Here is a 5,354-nt window from a genome sequence, read left to right as displayed (position 1 = left end):
TTCACCTCCCATCTAACTATATGATACTATATTTTACTGAATCTATCCTATTTTCAGCAAAATATAGTTAAGGCGATTCATCTCCCACTTACTCCGCTTCGCTTCGTTGAAGTGGGAGTCTTCTCGCCTAATTAAGATAAAGTGTTCAAAGAAGGCAAATATACCGTGAAAGAAGCAGCGATCATCGCTACCGGCTTTTCCACTGTATCGGTGACATTTATGGTCGTTGTCGCGAAAACATTGGGGCTCATGCCAATCTGGAATACGTATTTTTGGGTGACATTTCTCGTGACGTTTGCCGTTCCAGTGCTGACCGCCCGGCTTTGGCCGCTGAGCCGCATGAGCGACGAGTATTACGACGGCAAAGGAGATCCCGAACAAAAAGTGACGGGAAGCTATATGAAGCAAGCTTGGTCCGAGGCGATGAAAGCGGTAGGACAGTCAAAAGGGATTGGGACAAACATATGGGAAAACTTGCGCGATGGCTTCATCATGACGATGGGCATTTTGCCTTCCATTATGTCAGTCGGACTGATCGGGCTGTTGCTCGCTGAATATACGCCGGTGTTTGACTGGTTGGGTTACCTGTTCTATCCATTCACCCTTCTGTTGCAAATCCCTGAACCGTTGTTGGCTGCGAAAGCTTCGGCCATTGAAATCGCGGAAATGTTTTTGCCCGCTTTGCTTGTCACCGAAGCTCCGCTTGTCACAAAATTCATTATTGCGGTCGTATCCGTCTCGGCGATCCTATTCTTTTCCGCTGTCATTCCATGCATTTTATCTACAGAAATTCCGCTCAGCTTGCCGCGGCTTCTTGTCATTTGGTTCGAGCGGACTGTATTGACGCTCATCCTCACCGCGCCGCTCGCATATTGGCTGCTTTGACGGGAGTGCGGCGCTTCGATGAAAACGGACATCGATGGGGTGGCTGCGATTTTCAGGTTCGCCGCCATTCCATCAACCCGATTGAGAAGTTTCAGCGCCATGAAAGCCTGTCCACCTCCGAGACAGGCTTTCACAGCGTTTCCCGCTGCTGCTTTAACAAATCGCGAATTTCTGTCAATAGCTCCTCCTCTTTCGTCAGCGTCGGTGCGGTTTCCTTCACCTCTTCCTGCTTTTTCACCCGTTCATACAGCGTGTTGATCAATTTCACAAACAGGAAAATCGAAAACGCGATGATCAAAAAATCGACGACTGTTTGGATAAACGCCCCATATTTCACTTCCGCTTTGCCGACTTTCCAAGACAAATCGCTGAAATTGATGCCGCCTAGAATCAGCCCGACAAGCGGCATGATGATGTCATTGACGAGCGAGGAAACGATTTTGCCAAACGCCCCGCCGATGATCACCCCAACGGCTAAATCGATGACATTGCCGCGGACGGCGAATTTTTTAAACTCGTTCCACATGGTCATCTCCTTCCAAAGAAAATGTTCGTCTGCTATTATACCCGACCGGCCGCAACATTGAAACTTTTTAGCTTAAATCGTAGCAAATCAATTGGTTTTATAATATTATAGAATACGTTCATCAACCAAAACAAAAGGGGAAACGCATCGTGGAAGTGACCGCACAACAACGAGACGTTCGCGCGAAACAGGCGGCGAACGCCCCGAAACATCCGACTGCGTGGATTATTGCGGTCTCCATCCTCATATTGATCGGTGGCACGTTGTTCTTATATAGCCGTGTTTCCTGGCAACAGGCGCTTTTGTATGTGCTGGGAGCGTTTGGTGGATTTGTATTGTACCAGGCGCATTTTGGCTTTACATCCGCCTGGCGAAAGTTTATTCTATACCGCCAAGGGGAAGGCATTCGGGCACTGATGGTCATGATGGCGGTGGCAAGTGCGTTGTTTTTGCCGTTGCTCGTGAAAGGCTCGGCGCTCGGGCACCCGGTGTCAGGGTATGTATTTGGCGTGGGAGTATCGGTCATCGTCGGTGCTTTTCTGTTTGGCATCGGCATGCAGCTTGGCGACGGCTGCGTGTCGGGGACGTTGTACCATATTGGCGGCGGTGATACGAACGGTGTCGTCACCTTGATCGGGTTTATCGCTGGATCGGTCATTGCGACGACGCATTTTGATGTTTGGATGCGTATGCCGCACGTCGATCCGATTTCGCTTATTGCTTCGTTTGGTGCATGGGGCGGCTTTCTGCTGCAACTTGTTTTGCTGGCGGTTGTCTATTATGTCGTGACGGTGATGGAAAAACGACGCCACGGCCAACGCGTTGCTGCATCGCTTGAGAACCATCATGGCTGGAAAGCGATTTACAAAGGGCCGTGGCCGCTTCTGGTCGGGGCGTTGCTCTTGGCTGTAACGAACGCGCTTGTGCTGATGATTAGCGGCAAGCCTTGGGGCATTACGTCCGCCTTCGCCCTTTGGGGAGCGAAGTTCGTGCAGCTGTTTGGCATCGACCCGACCGCTTGGGCGTACTGGCAAGATGAAGCGAAACGGCAGGCGCTTGCGAATCCCCTCTACTACGATACAACGACTGTGATGGACATCAGCTTGATGGTCGGCGCCTTATTGGCGGCGGCGCTCGCGGGCCGCTATACAAAACCCATTCAGTGGAAGCGTCCGACGCGCATGACGATCGGTGCGCTGATCGGCGGCCTGATGATGGGATACGGCGCCCGGCTGGCGTTCGGCTGCAACATCGGCGCGTATTTCAGCGGCATCGCTTCCTTCAGCGTCCATGGTTGGATTTGGTTTGTGTTTGCTTTCCTTGGCAGCTTGATCGGTGTCAAGTTGCGTCCGTATTGCGCGTACAAAAACTAAACGTTCGAACATCGGCATCCCGTCATGTTGGCGAGATGCTTTCTTTATGCAGGACGGCATATGGTACAATGGGCAGTGAGGCTTCGACAAGAGCAGCTGCCTGCTTGTTTGAAATCGTTTTCCTTGTTTTGGGAGAGCGGAAGGAGGACAGCGGTGTTCATTGGGAGAGGAGGGAAAAGGCATGCGGCAAGCGGCCTCGATCGTCTGCATTGGCGGGGCGAACGTCGACCGAAAGGCGCGGCTGCTTGCGCCGTTTCAGCTCGGCACGTCCCATCCCGTCACCACGACGCAAACCGCGGGTGGGGTGGCGAGAAACATCGCCGAAAACTTAGGACGGCTTGCTCAACCTGTTTCGCTCGTCAGCACCGTTGGCGATGATCGCGATGGACAGTGGCTCGTTGACGTGACGAGCCGATATGTCAATACGAGCTTCATCGTGCGAACGCCAAAAGCGAACACCGGGACGTATACAGCGGTGCTCGATGAACGCGGCGAGATGGTTCTCGCCTTGGCGGATATGGCCATTTATGATACAGTAGGGGAAGAATGGCTAAAGCAGCAATGGACTCGGCTCGGTCCGATTTCTGCGGTCGTGCTTGACACGAATTTCCCGAAGGCTGTCATTCGTTCGGTGATTGCACAATGCCGCCAAGAGGACATCCCGCTTTGTGTTGTGACGGTGTCGGTTCCAAAAGTGAAGCGATTGCCCAGCGATTTGTCTGGTGTGACGTGGTTTGTCACGAATGAAGCGGAGGCGAAGGCATTTGTGGGAAAAGATGGGCATACGGACGACATCATGAAAGCGATCCTTCACGCCGGCGCCCAGAACGTTGTCGTCACGCGCGGCGCAAACGGCGTCGCGTACGCCACCAAGCAAGGGGAAACAGAAGCGATTGCGGCGCCGAAGGTTGAGGTCACCGACGCCACCGGAGCGGGCGACGCCTTTGCGGCTGGATTTTTGTACGGCGTCTTAGGCGGACATACGGTGGAAGACGCCTGCCGCTTTGGGATGAGCAGCGCGGCGCTTACGCTGCAAACGGCCGAAACGGTGCATCCCGCTTTGAATGAACACCTGTTGCAAGCCGCCTATGCGCGGTATTTTCGCGAAGGGGGAACGAAGTGATGAATGATTTTCTCGTCTTTTCCGAAGAAGTCGCCCAAGCTAAAGCAGAACAAAAGCCGATTGTCGCCTTAGAATCAACGATCATCTCGCATGGCATGCCGTATCCGGAAAACGTGCAAACGGCGAAAGCGGTTGAACAGATCATCCGCGACCGCGGCGCCGTGCCGGCGACGATCGCCATTTTAAACGGAAACATCAAAATCGGGTTGACCGAAGACGAACTTGAACAGCTCGGGACAAGCCGCGATGTAGAAAAAGTGAGCCGCCGCGACTTGCCGTATGTCGTCGCCATGAAGAAACACGGGGCGACGACCGTGGCGGGGACGATGATTTGCGCCCAGATGGCGGGCATCCGCGTATTTGCGACCGGCGGCATCGGCGGCGTGCACCGCGGCGCCGAACAGACGATGGACATCTCGGCTGACTTGCAGGAACTCTCGCGCACCAACGTCGCGGTCGTCTGCGCCGGGGCAAAATCAATTTTGGATTTAGGGTTGACGCTTGAATACCTCGAGACGCACGGCGTTCCGGTCATCGGCTATCAGACGGACGTCCTGCCGGCGTTCTATTCGCGGACGAGCCCGTTTCGCGTCGACTATCGCCTCGACAGCGCAGAAGAAATCGCCCAGTTCATCGAAACGAAATGGAAGCTTGGGTTAAACGGCGGTGTTGTGATCGCCAATCCCGTCCCAAAAGAAGAGGAGCTCGAGGAGTCGTATATCACCGCCATCATCGAACAAGCGCTCAAGGAAGCAGAAAAGCAGCACATCACCGGCAAAGCGGTCACCCCGTTTTTGCTTGACCATGTGAAAACGTTAACCGGAGGCAAAAGCTTAAAAGCAAACATCGCCTTAGTGAAAAACAACGCCGCCTTGGCGGCCGACCTTGCCCGAGAGCTTTCTTGATGCGAACGCCCCCGCCTTGATGGAAAGGCGGGGGCATGATGGCAGTGGAGGATTTATCGAGCGTGAAGCAAATGGCGGATTTTTCGATCATGCTGGGCGATTTTGACGGAGTGGAAGTCGACCGTTTCTTGTGTTTCAACTGGTTCGACGCGGATGTGGCCGAGTTTCGCTTCGAGCCGTTCGAACCGTTCGTTCACGGTGCGCTCCAACTGGGCAATCTGCCGCTCAAACCGTCCATCCATCTCCTCGATGCGCTTGTCCATTTCATCCGTTTTTTCATTCAACGCTTGGACTTGGCGTTGGAGCGAGTCGAATTTCTCATGGAGCGCTTCGAACTGCTTGCGCATATCCGCCGCGTACAAATCCAGCACTTGCAAAATTTGCGCCAATATCGTTTTTTCGTAACTATTCACCCCAGTGCTAGTGTATAAAAAAGCCCAGCACAAATAGGGCATTTCGGTCATAGAAAATGCCCTAGGTAGCGGAAAGAACTCGATCGATCGTTTCGCCTGCCAACAGAAGACATAACGAATCCCACACGT

5 protein-coding genes and 1 pseudogene are annotated in these 5,354 nt (G+C 53.4%); 4 read left to right on the top strand and 2 right to left on the bottom strand.

Annotated elements, in window-relative coordinates; all coding sequences use genetic code 11:
* Nucleotides 1–135: 135 nt before the first annotated feature.
* Nucleotides 136–885: pseudogene (locus IKE44_RS10820) on the top strand (YjiH family protein); the annotation flags it as partial.
* Between the two features lie 130 nt (nucleotides 886–1,015).
* Here the strand turns inward: IKE44_RS10820 and mscL are convergent.
* On the bottom strand, nucleotides 1,016–1,411 hold the full coding sequence (mscL, locus tag IKE44_RS10815) for a large conductance mechanosensitive channel protein MscL (protein ID WP_049625304.1): 396 nt from the start codon (nucleotides 1,409–1,411) through the stop codon (nucleotides 1,016–1,018).
* A 149-nt stretch (nucleotides 1,412–1,560) separates the two neighbouring features.
* Between mscL and IKE44_RS10810 the strand changes: the two genes are divergently transcribed.
* The 3 genes from IKE44_RS10810 to IKE44_RS10800 all read left to right on the top strand — a co-directional run bounded on the left by IKE44_RS10810 (nucleotide 1,561) and on the right by IKE44_RS10800 (nucleotide 4,812).
* Nucleotides 1,561–2,784 carry a YeeE/YedE family protein gene (locus tag IKE44_RS10810; protein WP_287465879.1) on the top strand — a complete coding sequence of 408 codons (1,224 nt, stop codon included), beginning with the start codon at nucleotides 1,561–1,563 and terminating at the stop codon, nucleotides 2,782–2,784.
* Between the two features lie 181 nt (nucleotides 2,785–2,965).
* On the top strand, nucleotides 2,966–3,907 hold the full coding sequence (locus IKE44_RS10805; RefSeq protein ID WP_049626779.1) for a carbohydrate kinase family protein: 942 nt from the start codon (nucleotides 2,966–2,968) through the stop codon (nucleotides 3,905–3,907).
* Entirely contained in the window at nucleotides 3,907–4,812 is a 906-nt protein-coding gene (locus IKE44_RS10800; RefSeq protein WP_049625301.1) for a pseudouridine-5'-phosphate glycosidase, read from the top strand. The genes IKE44_RS10805 and IKE44_RS10800 overlap by 1 nt, the downstream gene beginning before the upstream one ends.
* A 53-nt stretch (nucleotides 4,813–4,865) precedes the next feature.
* Here IKE44_RS10800 and IKE44_RS10795 read toward each other — a convergent pair whose 3' ends face one another.
* On the bottom strand, nucleotides 4,866–5,159 hold the full coding sequence (locus tag IKE44_RS10795; protein WP_235434242.1) for a hypothetical protein: 294 nt from the start codon (nucleotides 5,157–5,159) through the stop codon (nucleotides 4,866–4,868).
* Between the last annotated feature and the right edge of the window lie 195 nt (nucleotides 5,160–5,354).

The organism is Geobacillus sp. (assembly GCF_017515625.1).
Taxonomy (GTDB): domain Bacteria; phylum Bacillota; class Bacilli; order Bacillales; family Anoxybacillaceae; genus Geobacillus; species Geobacillus stearothermophilus.
Note: the sequence above shows the minus strand (reverse complement) of the source record. Positions and strands in the feature narration are given on the sequence as shown.

Excerpts from the sequence above, each read along its gene's own strand:
- mscL (WP_049625304.1), bottom strand. The coding sequence starts at position 1,411 with ATGTGGAACGAGTTTAAAAAATTCGCCGTCCGCGGCAATGTCATCGAT.
- IKE44_RS10805 (WP_049626779.1), top strand. The coding sequence starts at position 2,966 with ATGCGGCAAGCGGCCTCGATCGTCTGCATTGGCGGGGCGAACGTCGAC.
- IKE44_RS10800 (WP_049625301.1), top strand. The coding sequence starts at position 3,907 with ATGAATGATTTTCTCGTCTTTTCCGAAGAAGTCGCCCAAGCTAAAGCA.
- IKE44_RS10795 (WP_235434242.1), bottom strand. The coding sequence starts at position 5,159 with ATGCGCAAGCAGTTCGAAGCGCTCCATGAGAAATTCGACTCGCTCCAA.